A 17,225-nucleotide genomic window follows, 5' to 3' on the forward strand; every position below is an offset into this window, starting at 1 on the left:
CTACCGGACGGACTTGACCTTGAGGGCGATGACCAGCCCGCCAAGCAGTGCCAGGACAGCGCCGGCCAGATAGAGGAAGGTGTAGTTCTTGTCCGTTCCCGTGATGCCAATGGTGATGATGACCGAGGCGATCAGGGGCGCCACTGCGCTGGGGATCTTCTGCGCGAAGGCCACTACCGCCATGTAGCGGGCAGTTTCCGTGCGGTTGGGCAGGATGGCGAAGATGATGGCTTGATCAACGGTGGCAAACACCGCGATGGCAGTCTGCATGAGGACCGCACCAATGATCAGCTGCGGCAATGACCAGGCGAAAGCCTCAGCCAAAGCGCCGGCCACGAAGATCAGCGCCGCGATGATGACGAACAGCCTGCGCCGCCGGAGCTTGTCGGAGAGGAACCCGCCCAACAGGGCACCCGCTGCTGCGGCCACGACGCCCAACATGCCGATGGTCGCCACCACTCCGGCGACCTCACGAACAGGGAGTCCAAGGCGCTGTGCGTAGAAGAACGTGCCGAAAGTGGTGTTGAAGTACAGGCCCATAAAGAAGACAAAACGGCCCAACCAGTTCCACGCGAAATCGGGGTACTTCCGGACGCTGAAGCCGTAGCTGGCAACCACCGAGCGGAACGTTACCTGCGAATCAACCACCACGTCCTTGGAGCTGCCCTCCGGCTTGATGAGCGGGAAGAGTGCCAGGAGTACTGCGCCAATGACACCCGGGACCACAAAGACCAAGAGGGTGTTTGAAGAGACAGCGTAGGCAACACCGATGCCCAAAACGGGGGCGATTTGGGTCATGAGGCCTGTCAGGGCTGAGACCCGTCCGCGCTGTGCTTCCGGCAATTTGTCCGCCATCAGGTTCTGGATGGCAGCGCCGGAAATCGACCAACCGGACATGCCAAGGATCCATCCGGTTCCTACTATCAGCAGGTTGGGCGCCAGACCCATGACTACCAAGCCAGCCAGGCCGATGGCCGTACCCAGGAAGATAAAGGGGCTGCGGCGGCCAAAGCGGGACCTCGTCCGGTCGCTCCAGATCCCAACAATAGGGCTGATAATCAGGTAGACCAGCTGGGCTATGCCAGTGATGAAGCCCAGTACCTGTTCCTGGCCAGGGGCGAGTTCAGTGATCCTTACAGCGATGCCGTAGGAAAGCGGCACCATCATGGCAATGGACGCTCCGAAACTGGCGAGCATCAGCCAAAAGATGTAACTCCTGCTGACGGGACTCTGCGGTTCCTCCAACAGCTGGGTGCTCGGGTCCGCGGTTGGGGGCTGGTTGCCGGGGACCGGCTGGGCGGCGGCAACGCCCCCGGCGAGGCTGGGCGCCTCGTGATTGTTCGTAGTCACCAATGACTCCTTCAAGAAAGTGGTCGCCCCGCTGGTGGCATCTCCAGCATGGCCCTGCGACGACATCGTCGAACCAAGTAAAGAGTAACCACTATGGTTACTATTCGTGAATAGTAGTCACCGTGGTTACAATTGACAAGACCCCCGGAGAAATTGCCCGTAGCTAGGAAAGAAGGTTGGCGCAGTGACCACAACTACCGAGCAGGCAACCGGGACAAAACAAGCGTCCCGCCGTCGCGGACCTTACGCCACCACTCCGGCCAGGCGGGCCGAAATAGTCCGGGCCGCATCGGCCAGCTTTGCTGAGCATGGCTACGAACGGGCCAGCCTCAGGGACATCGCCTCCCGCGCCAGCGTCACCCACGCCGCACTCCTGCGCCACTTCGCTACCAAGGACGAGCTCCTGCTGGCCGCCCTTGCCCAGCGGGACCTCGACGACGCCGAACTCGCCAACCGCATCCTGGAATCAAAAGTTCCCCGCGAAAAAGTGCTGAGCAGCATCCTCCAGGAAGAGTTCGCACACCCGGAGCATCTCCGGAACTGGCTGGCCATCACTATCGCCGCTACCAACCCCAACCACCCGGCGCACGACTTCTTCATTTCCCGGCGCGCTAAGATGCGCGAACACTTCACCAGCAAGAAGCTGGCCACCACCGAAGACAGCCAGGAACTGACCGCCGATGACAAAGTCACCATGGTGATGGCCATGGTGGACGGCCTCCGCATCCAGTTCCTCCTGGACCCCGAACGCGAAACGCTTCACCTCATGGACACACTGATGCGGTTCATCGCCTCCCCGGACGCGGCATAGGACCTCCGCCCATCACAAAAGGTAACCTCCCGCCGTCGTCGTTGGTACCGGCACTTATTCTGGGCAGTAGCCGCCCGCCAAACGCGAAGGAATGCCATGCCCAGCCCTGAACGACCCCTCCGCAAGCTTGGATTTCTGACTATTGGCCTGTTCGACCCGGCCGACCCTGCGGCCGGCCACCGGTCGACGTTGGAGATCATCGAGCTCGGCGAGCAATTGGGATTCGACAGCGCCTGGTTACGCCACCGCCATCTACAGTTCGGCATCTCCTCCCCTGTCGCGGTGATGGCCGCCGCCAGCCAGCGCACGTCCAGGATTGAGCTCGGCACCGCCGTAACCCCGCTGGGCTGGGAAAACCCGCTGCGGCTGGCGGAGGACCTGGCAACCGTGGATCTGCTTGCCGGGGGACGGATTAATCCGGGCCTGAGCGTGGGTGAACCGATGCACTACGACACCGTGAAGCACCATCTATACGCCGACTCCTGGGATGTCGAAGACTTCAGCTATGACCGCGTAGACCGGTTCGCCCGCCTGGTCGCCGGCGAAAAGGTCCGGGACTTCTCCGGCAAGCAGGGTGTTGTGGAGGAATTCTCCAACCGGGTGGAGCCGCACTCCCCCGGACTGCGCAGCCGTCTTTGGTACGGGGCGGGAAGCATGAAGTCGGCCGTTTGGGCAGGGACAAACGGCTTCAACCTACTATCCAGCAGTGTCATTTTTCCCGACAAGGATCAGGAACCGGACTTCGCAAGAGTCCAACAATCGCAGATTCGGGCATACCGCCACGCCGCCCACGCGTCCGGAAATACTGCCAGGGCGTCGCAGGGCTTAGTGGTGATCCCTACCGATTCCGCTTCGAGCACCCAGAAGGAGAAGTACCAGCGGTACGTCGATGAACGGACTCCCCGCACAGAGGCTCCGCAGGGCCCCAAGGGCATGATGTTCGCGAAGGATCTGATCGGCACCAGCGACGAAATCGCCGAGCAACTTTACGCCCATGCTGGTTTCCAGGAAGTGGACGAGGTGGCGTTCGCACTGCCCTTCAGCTTCGACCACGAGGACTATGTGCAGATCCTCAACGACATCGCGGCAAAACTGGGCCCGGCTTTGGGATGGAAACCGACCGACTAAATGCAGAGCCCAGGATCACCGCCCCTTCAGCACGTATCGCCGTTCAGGGCGTCCGACGCCGTACTTGAGTCTGACCTCCAGCGCCCCCTCGTCGTGGAGGTACTCAAGGTAACGCCTGGCGCTCACGCGGGAGGTACCCAGCTGCTCGGCGAGCTCGGCGGCAGAGAGGTCACCCGGCGCGGTTTTCAGTGCTGATTCAACAAGTTCAAGTGTCTCAACGCTGCAACCTTTGGGCAGGGTCCGCTCTGAAACGCCCAAGCCGAAGACACGATTCACGTCGGACTGCTCGGCCTCCACTTTGGAAGCGTCCAAGCCTTGGTAAGCACTGAGGTAATGCTCCAGCCTCTCCTGCAGGTCAGCTTGGGAAAAGGGCTTGATGAGGTAGTGGACGATCCCGCCGCGCAAGGCCTTTCGGACGGTTTCCACTTCGCGGGCAGCGCTGATCACCAGTACATCGAGGTCCGGAGCAACATCGCGGAGCTGGTGCATGAGCTCCAGTCCGTTGATATCCGGGAGATGGATGTCCAGCAACACGAGGTCGGGCTGGAGCCTTTGCGTTTCCACCAGGGCCTGGGCCCCCGTGTGCGCCACTCCCACCACCCCGAAGCCCGGCGTCCGCTGGATGAACCCGGCATGGACCTTCGCCACCATGAAATCGTCGTCGACGATCAGTACCTTGATCATGGCTGCGTTGTCCCCTTCGTGGAGTCGAGCTTGTTGGAGACGGAGTCGGGTTTGTCCGAGTTAGAGGTGTTTTTGTTGAAGCGTGCAGTGAACACTGCCCCGTCATCATTGGACACCGTCAGGTCACCTCCGGAGCGCCGGCAGATCACCCGTGACAACGCCAACCCAAACCCCCGTGCGTCGCCCGGTCCGGGCTCTTTTGTGGAGAAGCCTTGCCGGAAAATGTCCTCCGCAGAGTCGGAAGGAACACCGGGACCGTTGTCCCGGACGGTTACCGTGACGGCGTCACCCGAGTTAACCACCAGCACTTGGACCGAGGCCCCGGGAAGTCCAGTGACGGCGTCGAACGCGTTATCCACCAGGTTTCCCACCACGGTGGTGAGGTCGCGGGACAGTTCCTCGTTGACGCGTGGCAGCGCGGACTTCGGGTCCAGCTTCAGCTCCACTCCGCGCTCCGTTGCCAGGCTGGCCTTGGCGATCAGCAGGGCTGCGAGCGCGGGGTCCTCGATGCGGCTGGTGACGTCGTCGTTGAGCCGCGTCCGGTCCACGGTGGCTCCGTTGACGAACTGAACCACGGAATCGTATTCGCCAATCTGGATCAGGCCGGAGATGACGTGGAGTTGGTTTGCAAACTCGTGCGCCTGGGCCCTCAAAGTATCGGTGACGGTCTTGGTGGCGCCGAGTTCACTCTCCAGGGAGGACAGCTCGGTCCGGTCCCTCAACGTGGTGACGGAACCGATGTCGCGTCCGTGGGAACGCAGGGCAACGCGGTTCATGACCACCAGCCGCTCCCCCACGAGGACCAATTGATCCGCGTCTGACTGTTCGCGGGTGAGGACTATTTTCAGCGCAGGGTCTACGTGGAGGGAACGCAACTTCTTTCCCACACAATCCGGTGGCAGGCCTAGAAGTTGCCTGGCGCTTTCATTGGCCACCGTGATCCGCTCGTGTGGATCCAAAGCGACCACGCCTTCCTTCAAGCCCTGCAGCATCGCTTCACGATTCTCCACGAGACCGGTAATCTCCCTCGGTTCCATGCCCAGGGTTTGCCGTTTAACGCGGCGGGACAACAGGAGGGATCCTGCGACGCCCAGGACGCTGGCGACACCCAGATAGGTGAGCAGGTTGGGAACGGCATCGCCTAGTCGCTCAATGGTGGATGGGTAGTTCCTGCTGATGGATGCGACGCCGATAACTTTTCCGGAATCGTCCAGGACGGGGACGTGGGCGGACAGCACGGCGCCGCTGCTGCCTGGCAGGACACCTGTCCAGGCGCGCCCTTCCATCACTTGGCTCTCACCCAGCGGTAGGGGTTGGCCCAACAGGCTGGGATCCGATGATGCCACTACGGTGCCGTCAAGTTTGGCGAGGGCCACATGCGATGATCCCGAAACGGTGCGCACGGATTCGGCCACGGCAGGGAGTGCTGAACCGACACGCGGTTCGGCCTCCGGGAGCAACGCGCGGACAGTGGGGTTGCTGCCTAATGCTTCAGCAGCCAGCAGTGCACGGCGTCCTTCGTTCCGTTCGAAGGTAGCGGCGGATTGGGCTAAGGAAATGGCGACAACGGCAACAAGAACTGCCAGGACGATCAGCAACTGCAGCACAAGGTACTGCCCTGCCAGGGACATGCCTCTTCTTCGAGTCAGTCGGGTCACTGCTGGGTTCCTTTGGTGGTGCCGGTGATCGGAGGGGCGGACAACAGCTTCCCCCGTGGCGTATCGGAACTATACCCCAGCGGCACGAAAGACCAGCTCAGACCACAGAAACCCGTGAACGCAATGAACTTAAAGATCACTGCGAACACAAGAGTGATCCCTGTCACTTACGCGCCTAGCATCAAATCAACGGGGCACAACGCTGATCGCCCTACACCGAATTTTCGATGATGAGAAGAGGAACACCATGCGCCAGATCCGCGCATTGCGAATCGCCGCCGTCGCCGCCGGCATCGCCCTGATGGCCACGGGCTGCGGTGCCACAGGTAAGTCCACCGGTTCTGACAGCACCGGTGCAGCAGGACCTATCACCGGACTCCAGATCATGGTTCCAAACACTCCCGGCGGTGGCTACGACACCACCGCCCGGGCAGCCGCCAAGGTACTGGACGACGAGAAGATCTCCACCAACACCGAGGTATTCAACCTTGCCGGCGCCGGCGGCACGGTGGGCCTTGCCCGCATCGTCAATGAAAAGGGCAACGGCGACCTCACCATGCTTATGGGCCTGGGCGTTGTTGGAGCAAGTTATACCAACAAGTCCGAGTCGAAGCTGACGGAGACCACCCCTCTGGCAAAGCTCATCGAGGAACCCGGCGCCATCATGGTCAGCAAGGACTCCCCGTACAAGACCATCGATGACTTGGTAACGGCGTGGAAGGCCAACCCCGGCTCCATCGCAGTTGGCGGCGGTTCATCGCCCGGCGGCCCGGACCACCTCCTGCCCATGCAGCTGGCCGGCGCGGTTGGCATCGATGCCACCAAGGTCAACTTCGTCTCTTACGACGGCGGTGGCGACCTCCTCCCCGCCATCCTCGGTAACAAGCTCGGCTTCGCCGCTTCCGGCGCCGGCGAGTACCTGCAGCAGATCAAGTCCGGCGAGATCCGAGTCCTGGCCACCAGTGGCGAGAACCGCTTGGAAGGTGTGGACGCTCCTACGCTGAAGGAATCCAACATTGACCTCGTCTTCACCAACTGGCGCGGCATTGTGGCCCCTCCGGGCATCAGCGAGGACGACAAGAAATCCCTGATCGCCGCCCTTGAGAAGATGCACGCCTCCGCAGGCTGGAAGGAAGCGCTCAAGACCCACAGCTGGTCCGACGCTTTCGTAACCGGCGACGAATTCCAGACGTTCCTGACAGACCAGGACAAGCGGGTGGCGGACGTCCTGACCAAGCTCGGGTTGGCGTGAGCTCCTTAGCCACAGGCCTGAAAGGCCGCGCCGAGCTGGGGGTAGCCCTCCTGCTCGGCGTGGTCGGCGTCCTGGTCTTCCTGGACGCGAACGGCCTGGTCACCCCGTACTCGCAGTCGGACCCGGTAGGCCCCAAGACCGTCCCGTTCATTGTGTCCGGTCTGCTGATCGTCTGCGCTGTTTTGCTTGCCATCAACGTCCTCCGCGGCGGCAAGGGTGAGGCCGAGGGCGGCGAAGACGTTGACCTGGCACACCCTGCCGATTGGAAGACTGTCCTTCCGCTGGCCGGAGCTTTCATCCTGAACATCCTGCTCATCGACTGGGCCGGCTGGGTCATTTCCGGAACCGTCCTCTTCTGGGGCAGCGTGCTGGCACTCGGCAGTCGTCGCTACATTCGTGACGGCCTTATTTCCGTCGCACTGTCCTTGCTGACCTTCTACGGCTTCTACCTCGGCCTGGGCATCGCATTGCCGGCCGGGCTCCTGGAAGGAATCCTCTAATGGACGTCTGGTCCTCCCTGATGGACGGTTTCGCGACCGCCCTGACCCCCATGAACCTCTTGTTCGCCGTGATCGGCGTACTCTTGGGCACCGCCGTCGGCGTCCTCCCCGGGCTGGGCCCGGCCATGACTGTGGCGTTGCTGCTTCCGGTCACCGCCGCCTTGGAGCCCACCAGTGCCTTCATCATGTTCGCCGGCATCTACTACGGCGGCATGTTCGGCGGTTCCACCACTTCCATCCTCCTCAACACACCAGGCGAATCGTCGTCGGTGGTGACTGCCATCGAAGGCAACAAGATGGCCAAAGCCGGCAGGGCCGCACAGGCGCTTGCCACCGCGGCCATCGGCTCGTTCATCGCCGGAACCATCGGCACCGCGCTACTGGCGGTCTTCGCGCCCATCGTGGTGCAATTTGCCGTCAGTCTGGGCGCTCCCAGCTACTTCGCCATCATGGTCCTCGCACTGCTCGCGGTGACCGCCGTGCTTGGCTCGTCCAGGCTCCGCGGCTTCGCTTCGCTGGCCCTTGGTTTGGCCATCGGGCTGGTAGGCATCGACTCCGTGACCGGCCAACGCCGCCTGACCTTCGGCCAGCCGCTGTTGGTGGACGGTTTGGACATTGTGGTGGTCGCCGTCGCGATCTTCGCCGTGGGTGAAGCCCTCTGGGTCGCGGCCCACCTGCGTCGCACGCCGCTTCACGTCATCCCGGTGGGTCGTCCTTGGATGGGCAAGAAGGACTGGGGCCGTTCCTGGAAGCCCTGGCTTCGCGGCACCGCCTTCGGCTTCCCGTTCGGTGCCCTGCCCGCCGGTGGCGCCGAGATCCCCACGTTCCTCTCCTACGTCACAGAGAAACGGCTCACCAAGCACCCGGAAGAGTTCGGCAAGGGCGCTATTGAAGGCGTCGCCGGACCCGAGGCGGCCAACAATGCTGCCGCCGCCGGAACCATGACCCCGTTGCTCGCACTCGGCCTCCCCACCAACGCAACAGCCGCCGTCATGCTTGCAGCCTTTACGTCCTACGGCATCCAGCCCGGGCCGCAGCTGTTCTCCAGCGAAGGACCGCTTGTGTGGGCACTCATTGCGAGCCTCTTCATCGGCAACTTCCTGCTCCTGCTCATCAACCTGCCCTTGGCGCCTGTCTGGGCTAAGCTGCTGCAACTCCCCCGCCCCTACCTCTACGCGGGCATCCTTTTCTTCGCTACCTTGGGTGCCTACTCGGTCAACCTGCAGGCCTTCGATCTTGTGATCCTGCTGGTACTCGGTGCCCTCGGATTCATGATGCGGCGCTTCGGGCTTCCGGTCCTGCCCCTGATCCTCGGCGTCATCCTGGGCCCGCGCATTGAGGGCCAGCTCCGCAAGACGCTGCAGCTGAGCGCCGGCGATCCCGCTGGCCTGTTCAGCGAGCCCATCGCGATCGTGGTTTACATCATCGTGGCGCTCATCCTGGCCTGGCCGCTGATCTTCAAGCTCATCCGCCGCAACCGTCCCGTTGCAGCCACAGTGATCCCGGGTAACTCCGGCGCCACAGCCCCGAAGGAAGCCGGCGGCGTCAGCCACGGCAGCCACCGCGCCGACGGAACAGCAGACGGCGACGGCGGAAGCGACGGCTAGCCTGGCGCCTGGCAATGTGCCAGCCGCCTCCCCAACAACCAAAGCCAACAAGGAGAAACCATGACCATCGTGGTGGGATACGTCCCCACACCGGAAGGCGAAGCTGCGTTGACGCAGGCCATCGCCGAGGCCAAGAAGAGCAATGACACCCTGCTGGTCATCAACTCCTCCAAGGGCGACGCCCTGGTGGACAACCGTTACGCCCAGGAGCCGGACATCCAGAGCATCGAGGACCGGCTCGCTGACCAAGGCATTCAGCACATCATCAAGCAACCGGTCCGCGGCCATGATGCGGCTGCCGAAGTCCTGGACGCAGCCGACGAGAATGATGCCGCTCTGATTGTCATCGGCCTTCGCCGCCGCAGCCCCGTAGGCAAGCTCATCATGGGCAGCGTTTCCCAACGGATCCTGCTGGAGGCAGACTGCCCGGTCCTGGCGGTCAAAGCGGACTAAGTAAAGGCATTTAACGCACGACGACGGCTGGTCACTTTGGTGGCCAGCCGTCGTCGTGCGTGGGGCCTTCCTAGGAAAAGCCGAGATGGAGTTGCCACACCCAGTTGCTGGATGGGAGCGGGTGGAAGCGGCCAAAATTGCCAAAACGTTTCTTCGCCGGACTGGGAAAAACACTAGGTGGCCTTGATGAGTGCTGTCAACGCCGAAATTCCCGTGACGTTTTTGGCAATGACGGCCCGGCAAAGTGACCCTTGACACGTCCAAACCGGTAGCCCTACAGTGTTGCCAAGTCGTTTTGGCAAAACGATTCTTCACCCCAAATAGTCTTGCCATCCCGTTCGAGAGAAAGTGAGTCGACAGCGATGTCCACTCGAAACACCATCTCCAGGCTCCTCACCCTTGGCGGCATCTGCACCGCCGTCGCACTCGCGGCTACCGGATGCGGCGCAGGGGGCCCGGCACCAACGTCGGGTAGCGCCGCAGGCACCGTCAACGTATTGGTGGAAGCCGGCGGTCACGCCGAACTCACCGGCGTTGCCGAACAGTGCAAGAAGGACACCGGAATCGACGTCAACTTCGTGGAACTGCCGTACGACGGCATGTTCAACCGGCTCTCCAGTGAATTCTCCTCCGGCAACGTTTCCTTCGACGTTGCCGCACTTGACTCCGTGTGGCTTCCGAGCTTCAAGGACGCGGTCCAACCCATCGACGAAATCTTCACCGATGAGGCCAAGAAGGACATCTTCCCCGCGCTGGTCAAGGAAGCAAACGTGGATGGCCACTTCATCGGCCTTCCGGCGTGGACCAATGCCGAGATCATTCTCTACCGCAAAGACCTCTTCGAAGATTCCAAAAACAAGGCCGACTTCCAAGCAAAGTACGGCTACGAACTCGCTGCACCCACTACATGGAAGCAGTACCAGGACATCTCGGAATTCTTCACCAAGGACGGCATGTACGGCACGGATGTGAAGGGCGCCGTGGAAACTGAATGGCTTGCCCACGTCCTGCAGGCCGGCTCCCCCATGGTCCTCGACGGCGACAACGTAGTAATAGACAACGCAGCCCATAAAGAAGCACTCGACTTCTACGTAAGCCTCACAAAGTCCGCGCCTCCCGGTGCTGCACAAGTTGACTGGGCTGCAGCGCAGAACCTGTTCAACCAGGGCAAGACCGCCATGACCCGTTTCTGGGCCCACGCTTACCGTCAGATCCCCAAGGATTCACCGGTGGCAGGCAAAGTGGGAGCTGCATCAATGATTGGCGGCAGCGCCGGCGTCGCAGGTGTTCCGGGACCTTGGTACCTGTCCGTCCCGAAGGCCACCAAGAACGCAGACTCCGCAAAGAAGTTCATCAAGTGCGCGTACGACCACAACGGTCTGGGCATTGAATCCAGCCTTGGCCTGGCCTCCCGCATCTCTGCGTTCGAGAAGTACCAGGACCAGCCCGGATACGAGAGCTTCAAGCCACTGATCGAAACCCTCAACGGCAAAGCCACAGCCACCCGCCCGGCAACAGCCAAGTGGCAGCAGATCGTTGACACCGTGCTGGTCCCGCTCCTGCAGAAGGCAGTGGCCGGCGGCGATTCCGCAACCCTCCTGGCCGAAGCCAAGAAGCAGATCCAGGACCTCCTCAAGTAAAGACTCCGCGGCCGGCACCCGGAACCATAAACCCCGTGCCGGCCGCGGCCCCAACCAGCAGAAGAGAAAATCGTGCGCATCTCCGATCGCCGCTTCGCCCTATACCTGATGACCCCGGCGGCGTTGTTCCTGGCCGTATTCGTGGCCTACCCGCTGTTCCGCCTCATCGCAGACAGCTTCTTCAAGATCTCGCCTATCGCCGGTGGCCCGCGTGACTTCGTAGGGTTCCAGAACTACGTCACCGCATTCGCCTCCGAAGCCTTCATGGGGGCAGGGTGGCGAACCCTCGCCTACACCTTGGTGGTAGTTACCCTCGAGTTCGCCCTCGGCCTGGGAATGGCGCTCCTGTTCACCACGCTCGGGCGCAGTTCGCAGGTTTGGCGGACCGTCTTCCTGTACCCGTTGATGATCGCCCCGATTGTTGCCGGCTTGCTGTGGAAGTTCCTGATGATAGACAACTTCGGCCTCATCGGAACCCTCTTGCACCAGGCGGGTATCCTCTCCAACCCGAACCAGATCGGGTGGTTGTCAGATCCGAACATTGTCCTGTTCTCGGTGGCTATACCGGACATTTGGCTCACTACCTCCTTCATGTGCCTCGTGCTGTTCGCCGGCCTCCAGAACATCCCCGGTGACCTCATTGAGGCTGCGCGTTTGGACGGTGCCAGGGCACCTGCCCTCCTGTTCCAGATCATCCTCCCGCTCCTCCGCCCGGTGATCGCAGTGGCGCTGGTTGTCCGGGGAATCGACGCGGCACGCGCCTTCGACACCATCCTGATACAAACCAACGGCGGCCCCCAGTCCGCCTCCGAAACCATGAGCCTGCTGATCTACCGCACCATGATTCGCTTTGGCGATCCCGGCCTGGCCAGCGCCATGGGCACTATCTACCTGCTGGCGATGCTCGCCGTCGCATTCTTCGCGGTGGCCACCATCTGGCGGCCAGGAAAGGACAACTGATGAGCTCCCGGACGGCGATTTCACGGAACCGAGCCGCAACTGAGGGCGACGTGACCAGCCAAGCCGCACAGCCGACGTCGAAAGTCACACAGGGCCTGCGCAAGCGCCGCGGCGTCAACCGCGAAGGGCTGGAAGCCGGACGGCGAAGCACCCGGACCATCCTGTGGATCCTGCTGGCGGTGGCCATGGTGCTGTACGGCTTCCCGTTCCTGTACCTGCTGTTCACCTCGTTCAAGACGCCAATCGACACCATCGCCGTTCCACCCACCATCCTCCCCAAGGAATGGACGTTGGAGAACTACGCCAACGCCCTGGGCCGGAGCGGAGTGCTGGCCTCGTTCATCAACAGCGTGCAGACAGCCATCATCAGCACCCTGTTGTCACTGGTCCTGGCTATCCCGGCCGCCTACGGCATCACGCGCTACAAGACACCCAGCGGCCGGGTGTTCATCATGGCCGCACTGGTGACGCGCATGGTCCCGCCGGTGGCCATCGGCATCCCACTGGCATCAATGATGTCCTCCGTAGGTCTCGCGGACGCGCCCATCGCTTTGTCAATCGCCCACACCACCATCTCGTTGCCGCTGTCCATCTGGCTCATGTCCAGCTTCTTCGAGGCCGTACCCCGCGACCTGGAGGAAGCGGCGACAGTTGACGGCTGCAGCAGGCTCGGCGCGCTCTGGCGGGTAGTCATCCCTGTGGTCTCCGGAGGCATTGCAGTCACCGCGATCTTCGCCTTCCTGGCCTCGTGGAACGAGTTCCTGTTCGCCCTCCTCATGACCGCCATCCGCTCACAAACAACCCCGGTGGTTATCGCGAACTTCCAGACTCAGTTCGGACTGGACTGGGGATCCATGACCGCACTCGCAGCCGTCTACTCGATCCCCGTCATCCTCCTGACCCTTCTCCTGCAGCGCAAAATCGTCGCAGGCATGACACTCGGCGCTGTCAAGGGCTAAGAGCGCGGTCAAGGCTGAGGAAATTTTCAAGCTAAGAGAGGACCCCATGTCCAACAGCAACCACTACGACGTCACCACGTGGCCAGTCGGCAACCCGTCCGAGGACGTTGGTGAAGTCATCAACAGCATCATCGCGGACATCAAGGACCGGCAGGCGGTCACGGATGAGAACGACGGCGGCAAGCCGGGAGCGGTTATTTACCTTCCGCCCGGGGACTATCACCTCCGCACGCAGGTGGTCATCGATGTCAGCTTCCTCAAGATCCAGGGCTCGGGCCATGGCTTTACGTCCTCGAGCATCCGGTTCAACGTTCCTGAGGAAGAATGGCCGGACCTCCATGAGTTGTGGCCCGGCGGTAGCCACGTCATCGTCGATCTTCCCCTCAGCGACGACTTACTCAGGGACGAATCCAAGGGCGCCGCCTTCTACATTGAACGTAGCGGGAGCCCCCGTATCAGCTCAGTGGAATTCTCCAACTTCTGCATCGATGGCCTGCACTTCACCCCCGATGGCTCGGGGCTGCCTGCGGAGAACAGCTACGTCAACGGCAAGACCGGTATCTATGTGGCCAGCGCCAATGACTCCTTCCGTGTTAACGGGATGGGCTTCGTGTACCTCGAGAATGCGCTCACCATCTACAAGGCGGACGCCCTTTCCCTTCACGACAATTTCATTGCCGAATGCGGAAGCTGCATCGAACTCCGCGGTTGGGGCCAGGCGTCCAAGATCACCGACAACCTGATTGGGGCCGGCTTCAAGGGTCACTCAATCTACGCCCAGAACCATGGCGGGCTCCTGATCACCGCGAACAACATATTCCCCCGCGGTGCCAGCAGCATCCATTTCGACGGTGTCACACGCTCAAGTGTGTCCAACAACCGCCTGCACTCGTTCTACCCCGGGATGGTGGTTCTTGCCGAAAACAGTTCTGAGAACCTTGTGGCAACCAACCACTTCCTTAGGGACCATGAGCCCTGGACTCCGTTCCTGGGAGTGGATAACGGGCGGGATGACCTCTACGGGCTGCTGCGCATCGGTGGCAACAACAACTCGGTGATCGGCAACCACTTCTCGGAAATAGTGGACGCAGAGAGCATTCGACCATCGGGGGCCACACCCGTGATCATCCATCTGGCAGAGGGTGCAGGCAACTTCGTCTCCAACAATCACGTGGTGGCCATGGACGTTCGCGCTGCGGCGAGTGACTCTTGCTTCTCGGCGCAAGTGGATGCGCTGTTGACCACCGGGGCTTCGGAGGGCCTTGCAGTGACGGCGGTCCTGGTTGATGCAGCCTCGGCTCGGAATACCATCCTTGATTCCGGAAATGACGAGCAGGTGATCGCAGACAGGAGCGTCAACGCTGTAAGGGCCACGCCGACCATTGGTTTCAAGGCCGCAGAGACCGCCCAAACGAGCCAGGCAGCGGGTATTCCTCGATAGCCTACTGGGACGAGTAAGCCGAACGTAGGATCAGCAACAACCATCAAAACCATGAGGACGTGGGAGAGCAATGACCAAAAGATCTGTAGGTATCAAAGACGTGGCCGCGGCGGCCGGTGTCTCTGTCACCACCGTCTCCCATGTCCTGAACGACGTTGCTTACGCCCGCGTAGGTACCGAAACCAGGGAACGGGTCCACGAAGCGGCCCAGCGTCTGGGTTACGGACCCAATCGGCTGGCCCAAGCCCTTCGCACCCAACGTTCGGGCATGATCGGTTTCATCAGCGAAGAGATTGCCACCACTCCGCACGCGGGCAGGATCATCCTCGGGGCGGAGGAAACGGCACGGGCTCGTGGGTACAACATCATGATCATCAACTCCACCAGCACCGGTTCACAGGATTCGCGCGAAAGCGACGTCGCCGATCTGCTGGATCGGCAGGTGGATGGCATCCTGTACGCCACCATGTACCACCGGAAGCTGTCCGTACCCACGAACCTGGCCGGGGTTCCGGCAGTCCTTGTGGACTCCGAGGACATCAACCACTCCGTCTCCTCAGTCATCCCCGATGAAGCCGGCGGCGCACGGCTCGCGGTGCAAACACTGATCGACGCCGGTCACACGCGGATCGGCATGCTCAACAACACCGACGACGTCCCGGCAACGCACTCCCGGCTGAAGGCTTTCAAGGACACGCTGGCCGACGCCGGACTGACGTTTCATGATGAACTGGTCCACTCGGAACTATCCGAGGTGCCAGGCGGCTACCAAGCGGCGCTGCGGGTCCTGGAATCTCCCAGCCGGCCCACGGCCATCTTCTGCTACAACGACCGCATGGCCATGGGTGCTTACAGGGCGGCCGGGAAACTTGGGCTGCGGATACCCGAGGACCTCTCAATCGTGGGATTCGATAACCAGCAGCTCATTGCCGAAAACCTTTACCCCTCGCTGACTACGGTTGCCCTTCCGCACTATGAAATGGGCGCGTGGGCTACGAAGAACCTGATCGACGCCATTGAGGGAAAAACGGACCTGCAGTTGTTTGCGGCACACCCCACCGTTCTTCCCTGCCCCTTGGTCCTGCGTCATTCCGTTGCCTCCCCACAGTCCGGGGCCGGCGACAGTAGCGCAAACCTGACAGCACGTACCAACACCTGACTTCATCTGCGTCCAGTCCCGGACGCCCCCGACCATAAGGACCATAAATGCACAGCCGCCCTGACCCCTCCTGCCCTGAAACGGATGTCCTGGTAGAACTCCAATGACTGATACAACCACTCACACTGCCGCTCCCGCGGAACACACGGCCCGGCCAGCCCTTCATTACACCGCCAACAGCACGTGGCTGAACGATCCCAATGGACTCGTGTTTTACCAGGGCGTCTACCATCTCTTCTACCAGAACAACCCTTTCGACAACGTCTGGGGCAACATGTCCTGGGGCCATGCCACCTCGGGGGACCTTCTTCACTGGGACGAGCATCCCGTAGCCATTGCCTGCGACGAGCAGGAGGACGTGTTTTCCGGAAGCATCGTGGTGGATGAGGGCAATACCACCGGCTTCGGCACCCCGGAAAACCCTGCCTTGGTTGCCATCTACACCAGCGCTTTCAAGGAAGGTTCGGGACTCGAGGGGACTCAGGCGCAGTCTCTCGCTTTCTCCACGGACGCGGGCATGACGTGGCAGAAGTACGTGGGAAACCCGGTCCTCAATCGAGGCTCGGCGCATTTCCGCGACCCCAAGGTGTTCCGGTACGACGGTGCGTCGGCTTCATTCTGGGTGATGGTGGCGGTGGAGGCACAGCACCAGCAGGTTGTCCTGTACCGCTCGGCAGACCTCAAGGCATGGGAGTACCTGAGCACGTTCGGGCCTGCCAATGCCACGGGCGGCGAGTGGGAATGTCCTGATCTCTTCCCCCTCCCCGTCGACGGAAACCCGGACCACGTCAAGTGGGTCCTGGTGGTCAACATCAACCCCGGTGCCGTAGCAGGAGGATCGGGAGGACAGTACTTCGTGGGCCATTTTGATGGGGTTCAGTTCACCGCGGACAGCGATTCATTAGTTGAGGACGGAAATGCCAACCTGAGGCAGTGCCTATGGCTCGATTGGGGACGCGATTACTACGCAGCAGTCTCCTTCAGCAATGTTCCGGGCAACCGCCGCATCATGATTGGCTGGATGAATAACTGGGACTACGCCAACTCCCTGCCCACGTCCCCGTGGCGATCCAGCATGTCACTGGCCCGCGAGGTTGAGCTGGCTACCATCGGCGGCCTGCCCCGTTTGGTACAGCGCCCCGTGCTGCCGGCCGAGCTCGGGCCAAGCATCTACACCATGGAGGACCAGGAGATTTGCGACTCCACGGTGGCATTGCCGCACGCAGATCCTGCTTCAATCCACGTGATTGACGCCGAGATCGGACCAGGAACTGCCGGAACAACCACCCTGAGTCTTTTCGGCGCGTTGGGCGGGGATGCCGCCACGCTTCTTACTTTCGATACTGCGACGAGCCAACTCATCCTGGATCGCCGCAACTCAGGCAACACCGCTTTCCACGAAAAGTTCGCGTCGGCAGAGTCTGCACCTGTGCCCCTTGAGGACGGCGTGCTCAGGCTCCGCGTGGTCGTCGACCACGGCTCCGTGGAAGTCTTCGCGCAAGGCGGCAAAGTTGTCTTGACCGATCTGGTGTTCCCCGAGCCCGGGATCCTCCGCACGGAACTCAACGTGGAGGGTGGCACGGCTACAGTACGTAAACTCACTGTCTCGGCCGTATCCTGACT

Annotated in this window: 15 protein-coding genes; 12 read left to right on the forward strand and 3 right to left on the reverse strand. The window is 61.7% G+C overall.

Translation table 11 applies throughout. The features are described from left to right. A complete protein-coding gene (locus tag ACIQTW_RS09760; protein ID WP_402936567.1) occupies positions 1–1,350 on the reverse strand; it encodes an MFS transporter in 1,350 nt (449 codons plus the stop codon). A gap of 184 nt (positions 1,351–1,534) precedes the next feature. On the opposite strand from ACIQTW_RS09760, the gene ACIQTW_RS09765 reads away from it, so the two are divergent. Together ACIQTW_RS09765 and ACIQTW_RS09770 are read left to right on the forward strand one after the other, a co-directional pair. Further along, a complete protein-coding gene (locus tag ACIQTW_RS09765; protein ID WP_402936569.1) occupies positions 1,535–2,161 on the forward strand; it encodes a TetR/AcrR family transcriptional regulator in 627 nt (208 codons plus the stop codon). A 96-nt stretch (positions 2,162–2,257) separates the two neighbouring features. After that, on the forward strand, positions 2,258–3,289 hold the full coding sequence (locus ACIQTW_RS09770) for an LLM class flavin-dependent oxidoreductase (RefSeq protein WP_402936571.1): 1,032 nt from the start codon (positions 2,258–2,260) through the stop codon (positions 3,287–3,289). A gap of 15 nt (positions 3,290–3,304) precedes the next feature. On the opposite strand, the gene ACIQTW_RS09775 is transcribed toward ACIQTW_RS09770, so the two are convergent. Together ACIQTW_RS09775 and ACIQTW_RS09780 are read right to left on the reverse strand one after the other, a co-directional pair. Continuing rightward, complete coding sequence (locus tag ACIQTW_RS09775) at positions 3,305–3,973, reverse strand: response regulator (protein WP_091465257.1); 669 nt, start codon at positions 3,971–3,973, stop codon at positions 3,305–3,307. Next, positions 3,970–5,604 carry an ATP-binding protein gene (locus tag ACIQTW_RS09780; protein WP_402936966.1) on the reverse strand — a complete coding sequence of 545 codons (1,635 nt, stop codon included), beginning with the start codon at positions 5,602–5,604 and terminating at the stop codon, positions 3,970–3,972. The genes ACIQTW_RS09775 and ACIQTW_RS09780 overlap by 4 nt, the downstream gene beginning before the upstream one ends. Before the next feature lie 274 nt (positions 5,605–5,878). On the opposite strand from ACIQTW_RS09780, the gene ACIQTW_RS09785 reads away from it, so the two are divergent. The 10 genes from ACIQTW_RS09785 (at position 5,879) to ACIQTW_RS09830 (ending at position 17,223) form a co-directional block, all read left to right on the forward strand. Further along, a complete protein-coding gene (locus ACIQTW_RS09785) occupies positions 5,879–6,883 on the forward strand; it encodes a Bug family tripartite tricarboxylate transporter substrate binding protein (RefSeq protein ID WP_402936573.1) in 1,005 nt (334 codons plus the stop codon). Continuing rightward, positions 6,880–7,383: a tripartite tricarboxylate transporter TctB family protein gene (locus tag ACIQTW_RS09790; RefSeq protein WP_178993304.1), complete on the forward strand. Its 504-nt coding sequence runs from the start codon at positions 6,880–6,882 to the stop codon at positions 7,381–7,383. The genes ACIQTW_RS09785 and ACIQTW_RS09790 overlap by 4 nt, the downstream gene beginning before the upstream one ends. Beyond that, the gene (locus ACIQTW_RS09795) at positions 7,383–8,990 is read left to right on the forward strand and encodes a tripartite tricarboxylate transporter permease (RefSeq protein ID WP_402936575.1); all 1,608 of its coding nucleotides are present in this window, start codon (positions 7,383–7,385) and stop codon (positions 8,988–8,990) included. The genes ACIQTW_RS09790 and ACIQTW_RS09795 overlap by 1 nt, the downstream gene beginning before the upstream one ends. Before the next feature lie 60 nt (positions 8,991–9,050). Continuing rightward, entirely contained in the window at positions 9,051–9,443 is a 393-nt protein-coding gene (locus tag ACIQTW_RS09800; RefSeq protein ID WP_402936577.1) for a universal stress protein, read from the forward strand. Between the two features lie 362 nt (positions 9,444–9,805). Next, the gene (locus tag ACIQTW_RS09805) at positions 9,806–11,083 is read left to right on the forward strand and encodes an ABC transporter substrate-binding protein (protein ID WP_402936579.1); all 1,278 of its coding nucleotides are present in this window, start codon (positions 9,806–9,808) and stop codon (positions 11,081–11,083) included. 72 nt (positions 11,084–11,155) lie between these two features. Next, complete coding sequence (locus tag ACIQTW_RS09810) at positions 11,156–12,043, forward strand: carbohydrate ABC transporter permease (protein WP_091465247.1); 888 nt, start codon at positions 11,156–11,158, stop codon at positions 12,041–12,043. Beyond that, positions 12,043–13,002 carry a carbohydrate ABC transporter permease gene (locus tag ACIQTW_RS09815; protein ID WP_402936581.1) on the forward strand — a complete coding sequence of 320 codons (960 nt, stop codon included), beginning with the start codon at positions 12,043–12,045 and terminating at the stop codon, positions 13,000–13,002. The genes ACIQTW_RS09810 and ACIQTW_RS09815 overlap by 1 nt, the downstream gene beginning before the upstream one ends. 46 nt (positions 13,003–13,048) lie before the next feature. Then, positions 13,049–14,443 (forward strand): NosD domain-containing protein, encoded by a 1,395-nt coding sequence (locus ACIQTW_RS09820; RefSeq protein WP_402936583.1) that lies wholly within the window; start codon positions 13,049–13,051, stop codon positions 14,441–14,443. 70 nt (positions 14,444–14,513) lie between these two features. Continuing rightward, positions 14,514–15,602: a LacI family DNA-binding transcriptional regulator gene (locus ACIQTW_RS09825; RefSeq protein WP_402936585.1), complete on the forward strand. Its 1,089-nt coding sequence runs from the start codon at positions 14,514–14,516 to the stop codon at positions 15,600–15,602. Between the two features lie 103 nt (positions 15,603–15,705). Beyond that, positions 15,706–17,223 (forward strand): glycoside hydrolase family 32 protein, encoded by a 1,518-nt coding sequence (locus tag ACIQTW_RS09830; RefSeq protein WP_402936587.1) that lies wholly within the window; start codon positions 15,706–15,708, stop codon positions 17,221–17,223. Positions 17,224–17,225: the final 2 nt, after the last annotated feature.

The sequence above is a fragment of the Paenarthrobacter sp. NPDC090517 genome (genome assembly GCF_044769165.1).
Lineage (GTDB): Bacteria > Actinomycetota > Actinomycetes > Actinomycetales > Micrococcaceae > Arthrobacter.